The organism is Lacinutrix mariniflava (assembly GCF_001418015.1).
In the GTDB taxonomy this organism is placed as follows: domain Bacteria; phylum Bacteroidota; class Bacteroidia; order Flavobacteriales; family Flavobacteriaceae; genus Lacinutrix; species Lacinutrix mariniflava.
Genome location: NZ_LIQG01000015.1, coordinates 167,514 through 185,469 on the forward strand (window position 1 = coordinate 167,514; position 17,956 = coordinate 185,469).

Here is a 17,956-nt window from a genome sequence, read left to right on the forward strand (position 1 = left end):
TTATGTTTCAATCAACACGTTATAAGCTTATAGAATTTTTTTTAATATTTATTGTAACTCCAGTAAGTTTTACAATAGATTTTCCGTTTTGGATAAAGGGAATTATAGCTGTAACTGGCTTTGTGTACATAATATATGTGCTGCTAAACATTCAGAAAAAGAAATTTAGCATTGCAAAGCATCTTAATTGGTCGCTGTTTTTGCGTAATACTTTAATAAAATTAGCAGGCATTGCTTTTATAACAATAGCTTTTGTCTTCTTTTCGGATAAAGAGAGTCTGTTTAAGGTTTTACTAAATAAGCCCTTAATGTGGTTGGTTTTACTATTTGTGTATTCTACTTTTTCGGTTTATCCACAAGAATTAATCTATAGAACCTTTTACTTTGAGCGTTACGAGAATTTATTTCAGAATAAAAAATTATTCATTTTTATAAATGCTATTGTATTTTCATTAGCCCACTTATTTTTTAGAAATACCTTAGTAATCGTCTTAACCTTTTTAGGAGGTTTACTTTTTGCTTTTACTTATAAAAAAACAAAATCGACACTCTTAGTATCTATAGAACATGCCATTTATGGCTGTTGGTTATTTACCGTTGGTATGGGAGAAATGCTTGGATTTCCTAGTTAAACGATTAGAAATAGTTAGTAGCCTTTTTTTATTGTAGTAAAATTATTATTTTGTAAGCGCTATTAATCATTTATTATGGAATACCAAGAAATACAGGAAGTCTATAAATCTATTTTCGAATCTTATAGTAAGCCTTCTTTAGAAACCCACATTCAAAAAATAATAGAGCTAGATCAGTTTCTGCCTTACAGTTCTACATTCTTTTGTATTACAAATACTCAAGACTTAAAGTTCGAATATATTAGTAAAAACTTTAAAGCCTGTTTAGGCTTAGATCCTGTTGAGCTTAAAGCTAAAGGAATGAAATATTTTTGGAGTAGAATTCATCCAGAAGATATTGAAGTTTGGTTAGCTGCTTTAAACCATTTAATGGAGTTTACACTTGCAGAAATCTCCGAAGAAGATAGAACTATATCCAATTATACCTGGAATTACAGATTTAAAAATGCAAAAGGCAATTATATAAATATCATTCAAAATACAACACCTTTAGCTTTCGATAGTGACATGAAACCAATTATTGGGCTCGCTCATTATACGGTTTTAAACGAAAATATTAAAATGCCAATTACAGCTACGGCAAAGTTGTTAAATGCCCAAAATGAATACGAAACAATTTATTATAACAACTTTTCTCAGAAACTTCTAAAGTCTGGAGTAAGCAATAGAGAACGAGATGTTATTAGATTATTGGTGTTAAATTATTCTAGTAAAGAAATTTCTACACAATTAAATATTAGTTCGCATACCGTAGATACGCACAGGAGGAATATTTTAAAGAAACTTAAAATTTCTTCAACAGGAGAGTTAATAGGAATGCTTAAAATCAATAAAACTTTAATTTAAGGTTAAAATTACTCAAATTGAGTATTGTGGAGTTTTATATTTATTTAGAACTTCGCATTGCTATTAATCAATTCTTTTATTTAAAAGCCTAGTCTAGAAAGCACTTTTCTAATTAGGCTTTTTTTTGATTTATTTTACCTAGAAATTAAGTATTAAAATTCACACAAAGCATTCGTAATTAATCATTCAAAATCGTACTTTTGTTTTAATAATAAATTTGTCATTTCCAATTAAATAGGAAATCTATACAAAAACAATTTTTATGAGTAAATACGATGTAGCCATAATTGGTTCAGGACCTGGAGGATATGTAGCAGCAATACGTTGTGCACAACTAGGCATGAAAACAGCAATAATAGAAAAATATTCAACACTAGGAGGCACCTGCTTAAACGTTGGTTGTATTCCAAGTAAAGCGTTGTTAAGTTCTTCTCATCATTACGAGGAAGCTACAAAGCACTTCGAAGATCACGGTATTGAAATTCCAGGAGAGATTAAAGTAAATCTTGAAAAAATGATTGGTCGTAAGCAAGCCGTTGTAGACCAAACAACTGGAGGTATTGATTTTTTAATGAAGAAAAACAAAATCGATGTTTTTACAGGTGTTGGTAGTTTTAAGGATGCTACTCACATTACAATAAAAGGAGAAGAAACAATAGAGATTGAAGCAAAGCACAGTATCATCGCTACAGGATCTAAACCATCTAGCTTACCATTTATTACATTAGATAAAGAACGCGTTATAACATCTACCGAAGCTTTAAAACTTAAAGAAATACCAAAACATTTAATAATAATTGGTGGTGGTGTTATTGGTTTAGAATTAGGTCAAGTATACCGTCGTTTAGGAGCTGAAGTTACTGTTATAGAATATATGGATCGCATTCTTCCAACAATGGATGCAGGTTTATCTAAAGAATTGAATAAAGTTTTTAAGAAAGCAAAATGTAAAATGATGCTGTCTCACAAAGTACAATCTGTAGAGCGTAATGGAGACGAAGTTACCGTTAAAGCAGAAAACAAAAAAGGAGAAGTAGTAGAATTTAAAGGAGACTATTGTTTAGTCTCTGTAGGACGTAAACCTTATACAGATGGTTTAAATGCAGAAGCTGCCGGTGTAAAATTAACAGATAGAGGACAGGTAGAAGTAAACGAACATTTACAAACATCTGCTTCTAATATTTACGCTATTGGTGATGTTGTAAAAGGAGCAATGTTAGCTCATAAAGCTGAAGAAGAAGGAACTTTTGTTGCTGAAACTTTAGCAGGACAAAAACCACATATCGATTATAATTTAATTCCAGGTGTTGTTTATACTTGGCCAGAAGTGGCCGCAGTTGGTAAAACTGAAGAAGAATTAAAAGCAGAAGGTGTTGCTTACAAAGCAGGACAGTTTCCTTTTAGAGCATTAGGTAGAGCAAGAGCTAGTGGAGATATCGACGGATTTGTAAAAATCTTAGCCGATGAGAAAACAGACGAAGTTTTAGGTGTACACATGATTGGTGCACGTTGTGCAGATTTAATTGCAGAAGCAGTAGTTGCTATGGAATTTAGAGCAAGCGCAGAAGATATTTCGCGTATGTCTCACGCACATCCAACATTTGCAGAAGCAGTAAAAGAAGCAGCTTTAGCAGCAACAGACGATAGAGCTTTACACGTATAGATTATGATAATAGAACCAAAAACAAGAGGTTTTATATGTTTAACATCACACCCAAAAGGTTGTGAGCAAAACGTAATAAACCAAATAGAATATATAAAAGAAAGACCAGTTACAGAAGGTCCTAAAAAGGTATTAGTAATCGGTGCATCTACAGGATTTGGACTAGCATCACGTATTACAAGTGCTTACGGATCTAACGCTGCAACCATTGGTGCTTTTTTTGAGAAACCACCAACAGCAGGTCGTCCAGCATCACCAGGATGGTATAATAGTGCAGCTTTCGAGGCTCAGGCTCATAAAGATGGATTATATGCAAAAAGTATAAATGGAGATGCATTTTCTAACGAAATAAAAACTGAAACTATTAACCTAATCAAACAAGATTTAGGAGAAATAGATTTATTGGTTTATAGTTTAGCTTCGCCAGTACGTACGCATCCAGAGTCTGGAGTGCGTTTTAAATCGGTTTTAAAACCAATTGGTACTACATTTACAAATAACACTGTAGATTTTCATACAGGTGAAGTTAAAGAAGTAACAATAGGACCGTGTACAGAAGAGGAGATTGATAATACTGTTGCTGTAATGGGAGGTGAAGATTGGCAAATGTGGATCGACCAACTTAAAGCAGCAGGTGTTTTATCCAAAGATTTTAAAACAGTGGCTTATTCTTATATTGGCCCTTCATTAACTGAAGCAGTTTATAGAAAAGGAACTATTGGTCGTGCAAAAGACGACTTAGAAGCAACAGCTTTTAAAATTACAGATGGTTTAAAAGATATTAATGGTCAAGCTTATGTTTCTGTTAATAAAGCTTTAGTAACACAAGCGAGTTCTGCAATTCCAGTAATACCGTTGTATATTTCATTATTGTATAAAGTAATGAAGGAGGAAGGTATTCACGAAGGTTGTATTGAGCAAATCGAACGTTTGTTTAATGCACGTTTATATTCTGAAAATACGCCTTTAGATGAAGCGGGACGTATTAGAATTGACGATTGGGAAATGCGTGATGATATTCAAGCAAAAGTTTTAGAGCTTTGGAAACAAGCGACTACTGAAACTTTACCAGAAATTGGAGATTTAAAAGGTTATGAAACTGATTTCTTTAATCTTTTCGGATTTAAGGTTGATGGTATAGATTACGATAAAGATGTTAACGAAATGGTTAACGTACCAAGTATAGAAGCTTAATTTTTATACGTATAATAATATATTAAAAGCGACTTTTAAAGTTCGCATTTTTTTTTTGTTCATTATTTTTTTTGATTTGAGTATAAACTGAATTAGTTATTGTAAGAATTAAATTGATTTTCTTACATGTTTGTTAAATATTTACGCATTACAACGATTAATATTGTTTTTAATCGTCTTTTATGGTATTTTTAGAGTCCCAAATCTAAAACAATAATATTATGAAAACTGCCTACCTAGCACTTCTTTTATGCTTCTTCTTATCTATTAGTAATTCTCAAAATGATAACTCTAAAATTGTTGAGGATTATATTGAGAATTTTAATAAAAAAGATTCTGTTGCAACTTTTAATACTTTGCATAAAAACTTTTCAGAATATTGGAATACAATCCTTGTAAGTAAAAATAAGCGTGAGTATTCTGGGTATTATTCTTGGGGAACTGTAATGCAAGATAAAGAAGAGATCGAAATTGTGAGTTCTGTAGGAAAAAAAGTAGTTGTTAACTCCACTTATTATTCAGATTTAGATCAACTTTTAGGTAAAATGCCTTATAAGTGTAAAAAGACATTTATAATCTCTAAAGGTAAAATTATTAAGATAGTAAGCTCAAAGAATAAAAGATACGACCTGTATCAAAACAAAAGAAAAAGTGCTTTTATACCTTTTAAAAATTGGCTGTCTAGAACTCATAAATTAAAACGAAGAGATTTTAATATGAACCATAAAGATGCTCTAAAAATGAAAAACATTGTTTTTGAGTATCTTGCTAAAGACGAGATTGTGGATAGAGATTAGGTTTCCTTTTTTTTATGAAATTAACTCAAGACTATTTTAAAACGAACCTTTTTAGGTTCGTTTTATTTTATTTCTTAAAAAAGAATTATACTATTTTAGCAAAAGGTAATCTTAGTAGTTAATGATAAAAAAAAATATATTTTTTCTTTTTTCTAAATTTCAATACATAATTTTATGTGTTGGAGTGTTTATGAATTTTTCTGTTTCTCTAAAACCATTATCAATAATTATCTTTAATTATATAGCTATTCTGTTCTGTTTAAAAATTGGAGTAGTTTTACACGAATTAGGTCATTTGCTTTTTGCTAAACTTGCAGGAGGAAACCCCAAACGTATAGTACTTGGTCAGGGTCATGAGATATATAGATTTGAGATTTCTAATATAAAAATAATTTTAAATCAAAACTTCAAAGGTGGATTGGCTTTTTCTAATTTTAATACTATAAAGCAAATAAGATTAAGACGCTTTATTAATGTCTTAGGAGGCCCATTAACAAATCTTATTTTAGTTGTAATTGTTTATAATATTTTTGGTTTCGATTTTCGTTTTATCTCTGGTTTAAATGGAATTAATTTTTTTTCAGCATTTATTTTTGCTAATGTATTATTGGTTGTAATTAGCTTATTACCATATTATGTAACTCAACTAGGTGTTAAATTACCTTCTGATGGATTAAGTATGCTCAAACTAATATTTTCAAAAGACATAAGGACTAATTTCAATGGAAATGATCTTTTTGAAGCCTACGAGTTTATTGAAGCGAAACGATATAATAAAGCGCTTCCTATTTATGAAAAGTACATAGATAATAAAGACATTGCGTTAGTAGCTAAAATGAATATAGGATTAATCTATTCTAAAATTAATAGGGTTGACGAGGCCTATTCTATTTATGAGACTATTTTACCGTTGCTTGAAGATAAAAAACACAAAACGTATAAGGCGTTAGTAAATAACGGGTTGGCTTGGTTTAGTTTATTAAAGCAAGATTATACAAATATTGATTATCCTTCAAAAGTTGCAATTTCTATTAGTCCATTAAATACTCATTATCAAGGAACAAGAGGTTCTGTTTTAATAGAGATGGGAAATTTAAAACAAGGAGTGAAACTTTTAAAACCTTTGATAAATTTTAATTTCCCCAATAATCAAACGTTATGTGCTGCGATGTACCTTTATTACGGATTACATCTTCAAGGATTAGGAAATGAAAAAACCAAATATTTAAATTTCGTTTTAGACAATAAAATTATACTAGAAGAGGATGATTTAGTAATATGGAATGCGATAATTATAAGAACTCAAAAAGAGACTTAATACTGTTCTAAAACATTTAAAACCTCCTTCTTATAGCTCCTGCTAATTGGCAATGCTTTATCCCCTATAGTAATATACTCGTTTGTAAAAGCGTCAATATATTTTATCGAGATAATATAAGAACGGTGAATACGCATAAATTGCTGTTTTGGTAACTTAGCTTCAATAGCGCTAATGGTCTCACGAGTAACAATGGTTTCATTGGCTAGATGAATTTTTATATAATCACTATAGCTTTCAATGTAAACAATAGTATTAAAATCAATTTTAAGCATGCGTCTATCTGAGCGTACGAACATAAAATCGTTTACCTCTTCAGTTTTACTTATCTCTATTTCTTTTGTATTGTAAACATCAAAATAAGTATTTACAGCTTTCAATAAACGCTCAAAAGCAATAGGTTTTAACAAATAATCAACTGCTTGTAATTCGAAGCCTTCCAAAGCGTAATCGCGATAAGCTGTAGTAAAAATGACTTTAATATCCTTGTTTATGGACTTGGCGAAAGCAATCCCTGAAATTTCTGGCATATTAATATCTAAAAAAACGAGATCAATTTTATTAGCACTAATACAATTAAAAGCGTCAATTGCATTGCTGCAATTTTTCACAATTTGGATATTATCTATTTTAGATAAATGTGTTGCAATTATTTCTCTTGCAATAGCTTCGTCGTCAACAATAAGACAAGAGATTTGTTTAGGCATTTTTTAAGGTTTTTGTGTTTAGGTTTAATACAACTTCAAAAGTTGTTTCATTGTCATTAATATCTAGCGTATATTGGTCTTTGTAGAGCAATTCTAATCGTTTTTTAATATTTTCTAAGCCAATACCATGTTCACTAGTAGTTTGCTTTTGTGACGTGTTTTTTATGTGAAACATTAAGTTGTCTGCTTCATAAGAAATAGTAATATCTACTTTAAGAGTTCCGTTTTGTATAAAACCATGTTTAAAACTGTTTTCGACAAAAGGCATTAATAACATTGGTGATATGTTTGTAGTTTCCTTAATGTTATCAGAAACAAACGAAACAGCTAATGTATCATTAAAGCGTAATTGCTCTAATGCTATATAATCTTTTATATGGTTTATTTCTTCGGTTAAACTTACAAAAGGCTTATCTATTTGGTAGAGTAGGTAATCTAGTAAATTCGATAGTTTTAGTATCATTTCTGGAGTTTCGTCTGCTTTTTTTAATGCGAAACCATACATGGTGTTTAATGTGTTAAACAAGAAGTGCGGATGAATTTGCATCTTTAGGTAGTTTAATTCTTGTTCTTTTAATTTTAACTGTGTTTCGAGTATTTTGGTTTCTAAAACATTTGCTTTTTCACTGTTTTTTAAATTCAACTTTAACAATTTAAAAGCGCTAACAATAATAACTACAAGATAAACACCTGTCATTACAAATATCAAGTTTTTACTTATTGGATTCATTTTGTCATATTCGAAATCAGACAAGAGAATCAAACTAAAAAAGATTGAAACAAAAATTAAGTAAGCAGATATTATTAGAGTATACAGACTATATAAGCCAAAACGGAAATACTGTTTTGTAATTAAATATTCTGGTATTAATTTATAGATAGAAACATAAGTGGTCGCTACTGTTATTGGCATTAAAAATAGTGAAAAGTATAGTGTTTTATTAAAATCTGTACTGTCGACGCCAAAAAAGTAAGTGTAAAATAAGAGTACACCAAACCAGAATAGAACATGTAATAGTCCTTGTCCGAGTTTTTTTAAGATGAATTCCTTTTTTACCATTATTTGTAAATTGTATTACAATAATAGTATATTTTTATTCGAGATTTACAATTTATAGACGAATGACGGGTTTAGCAATTGTTTTAGCATTTTGTAGAATCGATTGCTAATTTGGTAGTCTATCGCTTTTAATTTTTTAAAGCAGAAATCTAAAGTAAGTTTGAAGTATCTTAATCAAAATACGAACAATTATGAATGTATTTTTAATGTCACTTAATCCTCTTGTAGATCGTTTTAATGAAGGAGGATCACTTTTTATGTCACTTATTTTAATTTGCTTCTTACTTTCTCTCTTCTTTATTATTAAAGGCTTTTTAAGTCTTAAAAAAAATGAAGCACTTTCTAGTAAAATGATAAAACTTACTGTGGATTCAAGTCTTTTGGGGCTAGTAATAGGTTTTTTAGGCTCCGTTTTAGGACTTATTCAAGCTTTTGATTCTATTCAATCTATGGGAAATGTTGATCCGGCTGTTTTTGCAGGCGGACTTAAAGTCTCTTTATTAACAGCTACTTTTGGGCTTTTCTCTTTTATAATCGCTAGAGTGGGAATCTTAATTTTAAGAAGCCTTGTTAAAGAATAAGGTTTAAAATTTTATATAAAGTAAGAGTAATCTATTGGTACGTGGGTTACTCTTTTTTCTTACAATTCTCTTATTAAATCCTTAATGCGTAATCGATTACTATAATCGTATTCATTTACATCTCTTACAAAGCAATAAGGGCTAATGGTTTCGCTTTTAACTTTTTTCGTGAGCTCGTCAACAGTAAAAGGTCCAAATTCATTAGACTTTTCTATATAATAGAACTCGTGATCGTATATTAAATTGCTAGCTTTATTCTTGTATTTATTATGAAGAAACTCTTGCACATCTTCCAACGAATTTAAAGAGTCGGTATAACTACTTTCGTTTATAAAAATAGCGCAGTCATCGGTTTGTAATCTATTAAGTATTAATACATCGTTATCCTTAAAATAGGCTTTAACTGTGGTTTCTCCATCTTCGGTTACAATAGAGAATGTGTTCTTTTTCTCAATGCACCAAGACGTTTCTGTGGTTGTTTTGCTTTCAGAAATATGAAGGGTGTTTTCATCTTTAAAAACATAAACAGCCTTCTTTTTAGAGATACCATTTACCAAAACCCAATGTTGATTTAAAAACAAATCCTCATAATGCGTTTCGTGATGAAACGGTTGAAGGTTAGGTAGTAAGTTAAAAATAGCAGAAGACATTAGTTAGGTTTAGAGCGTTTTATAACAAACGAAAAACTAAAGATAATATTTTATACTTAAAGATATTACTCTTAAAATCGAACTTAAAAAAGAAATTAAAAAGGTTTTACAACTATTCCAAACCCAAGTAGCCTAGTTTTAATTAAGACTACTTTTTATTCTTATTAAATTTCTGATAATTTTTATCTCCTCTAGTTTTAGGCTTCTTATACTTAGCTGCAATTTTAAACTTGTAAGATCCACCTTTATTTTCCTTAGAATTCTTTTCAGATTTCTCATGAAAAGCAGGTCCTGGAGCATCTTCGTCTTTTTTACGCTTGTGTGGATTGTTGTGTTCTTTAATTTGAGGTCTTTCTTCTTCAATTAATTCCGTAGAGATCTCAACTTCAGAAGGTAGATCTGCAACAGTAATAGTCATTTGCATTAAAGTTTCGATATCTTCAATCGCATGCAAATCTTTTTCTGTAGTAAATACATGCGCTAGTCCTTCGCGTTCAGCACGACCAGTTCTACCAATTCTATGCATATAGTTTTCTGGGAAATCTGGAGTATCAAAATTTATAACATGCGTTACATTATCAATATCCAAACCACGAGCCATAACATCTGTAGCAACTAATATTCTATTATCACCTTCACGAAATTGTTCGATACTACGCAATCTGTAATTTTGTGTTTTGTTAGAGTGTATAACACAAAGTTCGTCGTTATATTCTTCGGCTAAAGCTTCGAAAAGGCGATCTGCCATCTTTTTATAAGCAACAAAAATTAAGACTTTATTGTAAGTCTCTGCATCTTGAAGTAAATGCTTTAGTAAATTTAATTTTGTATAAAAATTAGGAACTATATATCGTGTTTGCTTAATGTTCTCTAATGGTGTTCCAGAGGTTGCAATAGATACTTTTTCTGGAGATTTAAAGAAATCTACAATTAAGGCATCTACATCATGGGTCATGGTTGCAGAGAACATAATATTTTGACGACGTTCTGGAAGCAAATCGAAAATATTAATTAATTGATGTCTAAAACCTAAGTCTAACATTACATCTACTTCATCAATAATTAATTTCTGAATAGATTTTAAATTTAAAACATGACTTAAAGCTAAATCATACATACGACCAGGAGTCGCAACTAAAATATCGATACCTTCAGCAATAGCTCTTTTTTGAGTATTAATATTTGTACCACCATAAACACCTAAAACACGTGTATTTATGTATTTAGTTAGCTTTTCTATCTCGTCTACCACTTGTACAACAAGCTCTCGAGTAGGTACTAAAACCAGTACTCTTGGGTTTTCTTGTTTAGAAAATGGTAAATTTTTAAGCACTGGAAGCATATAACCAAAGGTTTTTCCGGTTCCAGTTTGCGCAATTCCAACCATATCTTTTCCGCTGGCAACAACGCTAAAAGCTTCGGCTTGAATAGGAGTAGGCGTTGTAAAGCCTAAATCGTCAAGCGCGTTATATAATGGTGTATTTAAGTTTAAATCTCTAAAAGTCAAAGCATGTTATTTAAGCCGCAAAATTACTATTAATATTTTGTTTACCCTAAATGATGCTCATGTATTTGTACACTATAGTTTGCACTAAAGGTTTCATTCTCAGGTAATTTAATAATACCTTCTTTTTCTACTAGGTTTTGAGACGTGTTTTCTGAATCTGCAATGCCTAACCAAGGTTCAATACAAACATAAGGTGCGTTAGGTTTTGCCCAAATACCAAGATAGTTAAAATCTTTGAACGTCATATTTAATATTTCTCCATGTTTATCGCTAACTAAAGCTATTTTTCTAGATTTTAAATCTTTAAAAATAAGGGCATCGTTATTAAATAAATCGGGTTTTAATTGAATACTATTTTTAGTATTGAAAATAGATTTGGTTGTATTTTTTACTAATCCGTTTTGTGTATTTAATAAATGTGTTTTAGATGTTTCTTCAGTTTCAAAAACTAAATTATAGTCTGTATAATTTTCATCCTTATATAAAGGACATTTAAATGCAGGATGTCCTCCAACAGAAAAATAGATAGATTTGTTATCCAGGTTTTTTACAGTATATCTAACATCTAAGGTGTTATCGGTTAATGTGTAAGTAATAATAAACTCAAATTTAAATGGATATATTTTTAGTAAAATGTCATTATAAGTTAAACTAAAACTGAGGCTGTTTTTAGTCTTTTTAATAAGCTTAATGTCTTCATTGCCTCTAACAAAACCATGTTTTGGCATGTTATATTTTTTACCATTATAAATATAGGTTCCGTCTTTTAATATTCCAATAATAGGAAAAAGGTTAGGAGCAAAGCTTCCCCAAACATTAGGATCTGCATGCCACATAAATTGCCTGTTATTCTTTACAGAAGCTATTTCGCAGAGTTCTGCACCTTTCGGTTTAATCTTAATTTTTAAAGTGGCATTAGATAATTCGAACATTTTTTTTATTTAAACTCATGACTAAAATACTCGTTTTTTTACCAAATCTGCTTAACTTTACACAACATTTATATATTGAGAACAACAACAAAACATAAAATAACTAATCCTGAGGAGTTCAAGCAAAATCTATTGTCTTGGGCACAACAGTTTGATGATGTAGTTTGGTTAGATTCTAATTCAGAACAATTTCAAGACAATCAAAAATACTCTAGCTACGATGCGGTTTTAGCTGTAGATGCCTTTACCGCAATACAAACCGATTATTTTAATGCCTTCGAAAAACTAAAAGAATATTACACAACGACTAAAGACTGGATTTTTGGTTATTTAACTTACGATTTAAAGAATGATATAGAAACTTTAAAGTCTAATAATATTGATGGTCTAGCGTTTGCTGATTTGTATTTCTTTCAGCCAAAAAAAATATTTTTATTTAAAGGAGATACTGTAGAAATGCTTTATTTAAAAGCTGTTGATGATGAGTTTGAAACTGATTTAGAAGCAATACGTCATTGTGAAGAGGAACAACCTGACAATTTATTAAATGAAACAGATAATCCAATAAAAATAAAATTAAGAATACATAAAGACGAATACTTTGATAAAGTAACAAAAGTACTCTCACACATACATAGAGGAGATATTTACGAAGCTAATTTTTGTCAAGAATTCTATGCCGAAAACACAACTATTCAACCTTTAGAAACTTATAATAAGCTTAATGCTATTTCAAATGCACCTTTTGCAACGTTTTTAAAAGTGAGAAGTCATTATTTATTGTCAGCTTCACCAGAACGTTACATAAAAAAAGAGGGCACAAAAGTAATTTCGCAACCTATAAAAGGAACAGCCAAACGCGATCCAGATCATATTATGGATTCTATTTTAAAAAACGATTTGGTAAGTGACGAAAAGGAGCGTAGCGAAAATATAATGATAGTAGATTTAGTACGTAACGATCTTTCGCAAACAGCAACAAAAGGTAGTGTAAAAGTAGAAGAGCTGTGTAAAATATACAGTTTCGACCAAGTACACCAAATGATTTCTACAGTGGTTTCGGAAGTTAAAGACACCACAAGCCCAATAGATATAATAAGAACTACGTTTCCAATGGGAAGCATGACAGGAGCTCCAAAAATTTCAGCAATGAAAATTATTGAAGATTTAGAAGAAACCAAACGTGGTTTATATTCTGGAAGTGTTGGTTATATTACACCAGATGGCGATTTCGATTTTAATGTAGTGATTAGAAGTATTCTTTATAATGAAGCTAAACTATACGTATCCTATTCTGTTGGAGGCGCAATTACAGCTAAAAGCGAACCACTTAAAGAATACGAAGAATGCTTGGTTAAAGCCAAAGCAATGCGAACAGTTTTAGAAAATTAGTAATGGAAAACACTTTTACATTCGAGCTTTATAATACGCAATTATTTGGACAGTATTGGAAACCACAAGTGGTTAAAGCAGTTGTAGTTTTGGTTCATGGAATGGGAGAACATTCTGGTCGTTATGCCGAATCTGTAGTGCCTTATTTACTTAAAGAAAACTATGCAGTTGTTGCCTACGATCAATTTGGTCATGGTAAAACAAAAGGCAAACGTGGTAATTGTCCAAGTTATAATGCGCTTTTAGAAAGTCTCGAAAGTGTTATTAATAAAGCCGAATTTTTATTTAAAGATTTACCAGTGTTTCTTTATGGACATAGTTTAGGTGGAAATATTGTTCTTAATTATGCTTTAAAAAAGCAACCAAACATTAAAGGAGTCATTGCTACGAGTCCGTTTTTAAAATTAGCATTTACGCCTCCAAAATGGAAAGTAAACTTAGGGAAGTTTATGCTTACCATTTTACCTTCTATCACTTTACCAAGCGACATTGAAGAAGCTGCTATTTCAAGTATTGCAAGTGAGGTAGTGCGTTATCAAGAAGACGAATTGGTTCATGATAAAATTAGTCCTATGTATTTGTTTCCTGTAATGGAAGCAGGTGAATATGCTCTTGCCAACGCAAGTAATTTGAAGGTTCCAACATTTATAACGCATGGAACTGGCGATAGAATTATTGATTATAAGGGTTCCGTAGAGTTTTGTAAGCAATCTAAAATTGCCGAATTAAAACTTTATAATCACTGTTATCACGAATTGCATCATGATGTTTGTGCACATGAAATGATGCAGACACTAACAAAGTGGTTAAATGAGAAATTGGTAGGAATTAGTGAAGAGTAAGCTTTCTAGTTTTATGCCTTTTAGAGATATAATCTTGCAAGTATTAAAATCATCATAATTCGTATTAAAAAAACTTCAAAAAACGTACATTTACAACGTGCAAAAAGCGTTTCAAAAACATATAAACAACAATTTTAATTTCCTAAAAGGAAAGAAGATACTTATCACCATTTCTGGAGGATTAGATAGCGTAGCACTTACGCATTTATGTAAAGAAACTAAACTCGATATTTCACTTGCTCATTGCAATTTTAATTTAAGAGACGAAGAAAGCAATGGAGACCAAGCATTTGTTGAGAATTTAGCAGAAGCTCTAGATTTAGAAGTTTTTATACAGCATTTTGATACTACAGCTTATGCTCAAGAAAGTAAGTTGTCTATACAAATGGCAGCAAGAGAATTGCGCTATAATTGGTTTCAAGAGTTAGCAAATCAGTTAGGTTTTGATTATGTTTTTACAGCACATCACGCAGACGATAATTTAGAAACTTTTCTTATTAATTTAACTAGAGGAACAGGTTTAGATGGTTTAACAGGAATTCCAGAAATTAATGGAAACATTGTAAGACCATTATTAAAGTTTTCTAGAGAAATAATTTTAAGTTTTGCTGAACAACAAAAAATTGAATGGCGAGAAGATAGTAGTAATGCCTCTACTAAATACTTAAGAAACAAATTACGCCATGAAATTATTCCGAAGTTAAAAGAGACAAACTCACAATTATTACAAAATTTCGATGCTACTTTAATGCATTTAAATGAGGCTTCAGATATTGTAGAAGAAAGTGTAAATGCCGTTTTAAAACGTGCTATTGTAGCTGTTAATAATGACGAAATCACCTACGATATTTCAGAGTTTACTAAACTTAAAAACCCAAAAGCCTACTTAGTAGAAACATTTAAACCATTTGGTTTTACTGCTTTTGGAGATATTCAAAATTTATTATCTGCACAAAGCGGAAAGCAAATTTTTTCTGAAACACATCGATTAATAAAAGACAGATTGCATATTATTTTGGCACCATTGGCTTCCGAAGAAGAAAATATTCCAATGACTATTCTTTCATCAGAAAAAAACAAATCTATACCAAATGGAATTCTCTTTTTTGAAGTAGCCAACACAATAGAAAAAGTATCACCAAACGAGATTTTTGTAGATGCAGAAATTTTAAGCTACCCATTAACTGTAAGGAAATGGGAAGATGGCGACTATTTTCACCCATTAGGAGGCAACGGAAAAAAGAAATTGAGTAAGTATTTTAAAGATGAAAAACTATCTTTGTTAGATAAAGAGAAATGTCTTTTATTATGCTCCAATAAAGAAATCGTTTGGGTTTTAAACTATAGAGCAGACGAGCGCTTTAAAGTGACTAGTAATACTAATAACATATTAAAAATATCCTTGAAGGAATGAAGAAAATCTTTACTTTATTATTCGTACTATTTTCAATGCAAACTATGTTTGCACAAGTTAACCCTGTACAATGGGAAACTAGTGTTGAAAAAATTTCTGATACAGAATATAATCTAATTTATGCTGCAATAATAGAGGATCATTGGCATTTATACTCTCAGAACTTAGCTGAAGGAGGAGCAATACCTACAAGTTTTGTTTACGATTCTATTGCCAAAACTAACGACTTTAAACTTGTTGGTAAAGCAAAAGAAAGTAATAGTATTACAAAGTTTGATAAAGTATTTCAAATGGATTTAACCTACTTTGATAATGAAGCAATCTTCACTCAAAAAGTAGAAATTTTAAATAAAAATATTACAAGTATTAAAGCCGAAGTAGAATACCAAGCTTGTGACGATAAGCAATGTATTTTCGATAGCGAAGTCCTTACTTTTAAGTTGCCTTCAAGTAATACAAAGAAGCAGGCTAATATTTTTGAACCCGTAAAATGGACCTCTAAAGCAAAAAAAATATCAGATACGGAGTACGATATAATTTATACTGCTGTCTTAGATAATAAATGGCATATTTATAGTCAGAAACAAGATAATGACTTAGGGCCAATAGCATCAGAATTTACTTTTGATACAGCTTCTAAAGATTTTGAATTAATAGGAAAAACTGAAGAATCTAAACTTGTTCGTAAATTCGAAAAGGCTTTCGATATGAAAGTTAATTACTTTGAAAAGAAAGCAACTTTTACACAAAGAATAAAACTATTAAATCCTGAAACAAAAACGATAAAAGGAGAAGCCTTTTTTCAAGCTTGTGATGACGAAAAATGTTTAGCTCCAGAGACCTTTGAGTTTGAAACATCATTATCTGGAGACTTATTAACCGGATCTGAAGCGGCTAGTTTAAGCGATAGTGATATTGAAAAATCTGAAGCTTTAAGATTAGATATTAAAGGTGCAGAAAAATATACAAAAGCAGAAGACGTAGAGGAGAAGAGTTATTTTACCATTTTTGCTTTAGGTTTCTTAGGAGGTTTAATTGCGTTGTTAACGCCTTGTGTATTCCCTATGATACCTTTAACAGTATCATTTTTTACTAAAAGTTCGGGTAATTCGCAAAAAGGAATGGCTAACTCTATTATGTACGGCTTTTTTATCTTTTTAATCTACTTCTTATTAAGCTTACCATTTCACGTATTAGATTCTTTAGATCCTGAAATTTTAAATAATATTTCTACAAATGTGACGCTTAATATTATCTTTTTTGTAATATTTATTGCGTTCGCATTTTCATTTTTTGGTTATTTCGAATTGACGCTTCCGCATTCATGGAGTGCTGCTTTAGATAGTAAAGCGAATAGTATTGGTGGTGCAATTGGAATCTTTTTTATGGCATTAACCTTAGCCATAGTATCGTTTTCTTGTACAGGTCCAATTTTAGGAACTTTATTAGGAAGCTCATTAACTAGCGATGGTGGAGCTATGCAATTAACAATGGGAATGAGTGGTTTTGGTTTAGCCTTAGCTTTACCATTTACCTTATTTGCAATGTTTCCAAAATGGTTAAACTCTTTACCAAAATCTGGAGGTTGGTTAACAACAGTAAAAGTTGTTTTAGGGTTTATAGAAATTGCACTAGCTCTAAAATTCTTATCTAATGCCGATTTAGTAAAGCATTGGGGACTTTTAAAAAGAGAGGTGTTTATTGGTATTTGGATTATTGTAGGTATTGCCATGTTACTTTATCTACTAGGCAAAATTAAATTTCCACACGATGGACCTTATAAAAAGCCAACAAAATGGAGATGGTCTTTTATCTTTTTAGTATTTGCTTTTACTGTGTATTTAATTCCAGGATTAACCAATACTAAGTATGCTAATTTAAAAATGCTAAGTGGTTTTCCTCCGCCTTTATGGTATAGTATTTACGAAAAGGAATCTGAGTGTCCTTTAGGAATTAACTGTTATAAAGATTTAGAAGAAGGTTTAGCTGCGGCTAAAGCGCAAGACAAACCTATCATGCTCGATTTTACAGGTTACGCTTGCGTAAACTGTAGAAAAATGGAAGAGCAAGTATGGAGTGAAGACGAGATATTTAAGATGCTTAACGACGATTATATTACTATTTCTCTTTATGTAGATGATAGAAAAGAATTATCAAAAGATGAGCAATTTAAGTTCTTGAAATCCAATGGTAAGGCAAAGAATATTAAAACGATTGGAGACAAATGGGCGACACTACAAACGGTTAATTTTCAAAATAACTCTCAACCTTTTTACGTGTTGTTAGATAATGATTTAGAAATGTTAAACCATACTAATGCTTACGAACCTAATGAAGAAGCGTATTTAGAATGGTTACAAAAAGGTTTAGAAAATTATAAAAAGTAACAAAGAAAAAGTATAGGAAAATAAAGGTATAAGG

16 protein-coding genes are annotated in these 17,956 nt (G+C 30.7%); 11 read left to right on the forward strand and 5 right to left on the reverse strand.

The window, feature by feature from the left end:
• Positions 1-2 precede the first annotated feature (2 nt).
• From ASC44_RS00815 to ASC44_RS00840, 6 genes are all read left to right on the forward strand, one after another.
• Complete coding sequence (locus ASC44_RS00815) at positions 3-632, forward strand: CPBP family intramembrane glutamic endopeptidase (RefSeq protein WP_055445721.1); 630 nt, start codon at positions 3-5, stop codon at positions 630-632.
• Positions 633-707: 75 nt separating this feature from the next.
• Entirely contained in the window at positions 708-1,478 is a 771-nt protein-coding gene (locus ASC44_RS00820) for a LuxR C-terminal-related transcriptional regulator (protein WP_055445722.1), read from the forward strand.
• Positions 1,479-1,740: 262 nt separating this feature from the next.
• Positions 1,741-3,141: a dihydrolipoyl dehydrogenase gene (gene lpdA / locus ASC44_RS00825; protein ID WP_055445723.1), complete on the forward strand. Its 1,401-nt coding sequence runs from the start codon at positions 1,741-1,743 to the stop codon at positions 3,139-3,141.
• 3 nt (positions 3,142-3,144) lie between these two features.
• Positions 3,145-4,335 carry an enoyl-ACP reductase FabV gene (fabV, locus tag ASC44_RS00830; RefSeq protein WP_055445724.1) on the forward strand — a complete coding sequence of 397 codons (1,191 nt, stop codon included), beginning with the start codon at positions 3,145-3,147 and terminating at the stop codon, positions 4,333-4,335.
• A gap of 221 nt (positions 4,336-4,556) precedes the next feature.
• Positions 4,557-5,132, forward strand: coding sequence for a hypothetical protein (locus tag ASC44_RS00835; RefSeq protein WP_055445725.1), 576 nt, complete (start codon positions 4,557-4,559; stop codon positions 5,130-5,132).
• 190 nt (positions 5,133-5,322) lie between these two features.
• Positions 5,323-6,450: a M50 family metallopeptidase gene (locus tag ASC44_RS00840; RefSeq protein ID WP_152973241.1), complete on the forward strand. Its 1,128-nt coding sequence runs from the start codon at positions 5,323-5,325 to the stop codon at positions 6,448-6,450.
• On the opposite strand, the gene ASC44_RS00845 is transcribed toward ASC44_RS00840, so the two are convergent.
• Both ASC44_RS00845 and ASC44_RS00850 read right to left on the reverse strand, forming a co-directional pair.
• Entirely contained in the window at positions 6,447-7,157 is a 711-nt protein-coding gene (locus ASC44_RS00845; RefSeq protein WP_055445727.1) for a LytR/AlgR family response regulator transcription factor, read from the reverse strand. The genes ASC44_RS00840 and ASC44_RS00845 overlap by 4 nt on opposite strands.
• Positions 7,150-8,217, reverse strand: a complete 1,068-nt coding sequence (locus ASC44_RS00850) for a sensor histidine kinase (protein WP_055445728.1) — start codon at positions 8,215-8,217, stop codon at positions 7,150-7,152. The genes ASC44_RS00845 and ASC44_RS00850 overlap by 8 nt, the downstream gene beginning before the upstream one ends.
• A 191-nt stretch (positions 8,218-8,408) precedes the next feature.
• Between ASC44_RS00850 and ASC44_RS00855 the strand changes: the two genes are divergently transcribed.
• Positions 8,409-8,798: a MotA/TolQ/ExbB proton channel family protein gene (locus ASC44_RS00855; protein ID WP_055445729.1), complete on the forward strand. Its 390-nt coding sequence runs from the start codon at positions 8,409-8,411 to the stop codon at positions 8,796-8,798.
• Between the two features lie 59 nt (positions 8,799-8,857).
• Here ASC44_RS00855 and ASC44_RS00860 read toward each other — a convergent pair whose 3' ends face one another.
• The 3 genes from ASC44_RS00860 to ASC44_RS00870 all read right to left on the reverse strand — a co-directional run bounded on the left by ASC44_RS00860 (position 8,858) and on the right by ASC44_RS00870 (position 11,887).
• On the reverse strand, positions 8,858-9,448 hold the full coding sequence (locus ASC44_RS00860) for a hypothetical protein (RefSeq protein WP_055445730.1): 591 nt from the start codon (positions 9,446-9,448) through the stop codon (positions 8,858-8,860).
• A gap of 148 nt (positions 9,449-9,596) precedes the next feature.
• A complete protein-coding gene (locus ASC44_RS00865; protein WP_055445731.1) occupies positions 9,597-10,955 on the reverse strand; it encodes a DEAD/DEAH box helicase in 1,359 nt (452 codons plus the stop codon).
• A 41-nt stretch (positions 10,956-10,996) separates the two neighbouring features.
• Positions 10,997-11,887: an aldose 1-epimerase family protein gene (locus ASC44_RS00870; protein ID WP_055445732.1), complete on the reverse strand. Its 891-nt coding sequence runs from the start codon at positions 11,885-11,887 to the stop codon at positions 10,997-10,999.
• 75 nt (positions 11,888-11,962) lie between these two features.
• On the opposite strand from ASC44_RS00870, the gene ASC44_RS00875 reads away from it, so the two are divergent.
• The 4 genes from ASC44_RS00875 to ASC44_RS00890 all read left to right on the forward strand — a co-directional run bounded on the left by ASC44_RS00875 (position 11,963) and on the right by ASC44_RS00890 (position 17,922).
• Positions 11,963-13,279, forward strand: coding sequence for an anthranilate synthase component I family protein (locus ASC44_RS00875; protein ID WP_055445733.1), 1,317 nt, complete (start codon positions 11,963-11,965; stop codon positions 13,277-13,279).
• 2 nt (positions 13,280-13,281) lie between these two features.
• On the forward strand, positions 13,282-14,121 hold the full coding sequence (locus tag ASC44_RS00880) for an alpha/beta hydrolase (protein ID WP_055445734.1): 840 nt from the start codon (positions 13,282-13,284) through the stop codon (positions 14,119-14,121).
• Positions 14,122-14,218: 97 nt separating this feature from the next.
• Positions 14,219-15,535, forward strand: a complete 1,317-nt coding sequence (gene tilS / locus ASC44_RS00885) for a tRNA lysidine(34) synthetase TilS (protein ID WP_055445735.1) — start codon at positions 14,219-14,221, stop codon at positions 15,533-15,535.
• The gene (locus ASC44_RS00890; protein WP_083476211.1) at positions 15,532-17,922 is read left to right on the forward strand and encodes a protein-disulfide reductase DsbD family protein; all 2,391 of its coding nucleotides are present in this window, start codon (positions 15,532-15,534) and stop codon (positions 17,920-17,922) included. Before tilS ends, ASC44_RS00890 begins: the two co-directional genes overlap by 4 nt.
• The last annotated feature ends 34 nt before the right edge of the window (positions 17,923-17,956 follow it).

Bases quoted from the DNA above. Each gene is read 5' to 3' on its own strand.
- ASC44_RS00815 (WP_055445721.1), top strand. From the start codon at position 3: ATGTTTCAATCAACACGTTATAAGCTTATAGAATTTTTTTTAATATTT.
- ASC44_RS00820 (WP_055445722.1), top strand. From the start codon at position 708: ATGGAATACCAAGAAATACAGGAAGTCTATAAATCTATTTTCGAATCT.
- lpdA (WP_055445723.1), top strand. From the start codon at position 1,741: ATGAGTAAATACGATGTAGCCATAATTGGTTCAGGACCTGGAGGATAT.
- fabV (WP_055445724.1), top strand. From the start codon at position 3,145: ATGATAATAGAACCAAAAACAAGAGGTTTTATATGTTTAACATCACAC.
- ASC44_RS00835 (WP_055445725.1), top strand. From the start codon at position 4,557: ATGAAAACTGCCTACCTAGCACTTCTTTTATGCTTCTTCTTATCTATT.
- ASC44_RS00840 (WP_152973241.1), top strand. From the start codon at position 5,323: ATGAATTTTTCTGTTTCTCTAAAACCATTATCAATAATTATCTTTAAT.
- ASC44_RS00845 (WP_055445727.1), bottom strand. From the start codon at position 7,157: ATGCCTAAACAAATCTCTTGTCTTATTGTTGACGACGAAGCTATTGCA.
- ASC44_RS00850 (WP_055445728.1), bottom strand. From the start codon at position 8,217: ATGGTAAAAAAGGAATTCATCTTAAAAAAACTCGGACAAGGACTATTA.
- ASC44_RS00855 (WP_055445729.1), top strand. From the start codon at position 8,409: ATGAATGTATTTTTAATGTCACTTAATCCTCTTGTAGATCGTTTTAAT.
- ASC44_RS00860 (WP_055445730.1), bottom strand. From the start codon at position 9,448: ATGTCTTCTGCTATTTTTAACTTACTACCTAACCTTCAACCGTTTCAT.
- ASC44_RS00870 (WP_055445732.1), bottom strand. From the start codon at position 11,887: ATGTTCGAATTATCTAATGCCACTTTAAAAATTAAGATTAAACCGAAA.
- ASC44_RS00880 (WP_055445734.1), top strand. From the start codon at position 13,282: ATGGAAAACACTTTTACATTCGAGCTTTATAATACGCAATTATTTGGA.
- ASC44_RS00890 (WP_083476211.1), top strand. From the start codon at position 15,532: ATGAAGAAAATCTTTACTTTATTATTCGTACTATTTTCAATGCAAACT.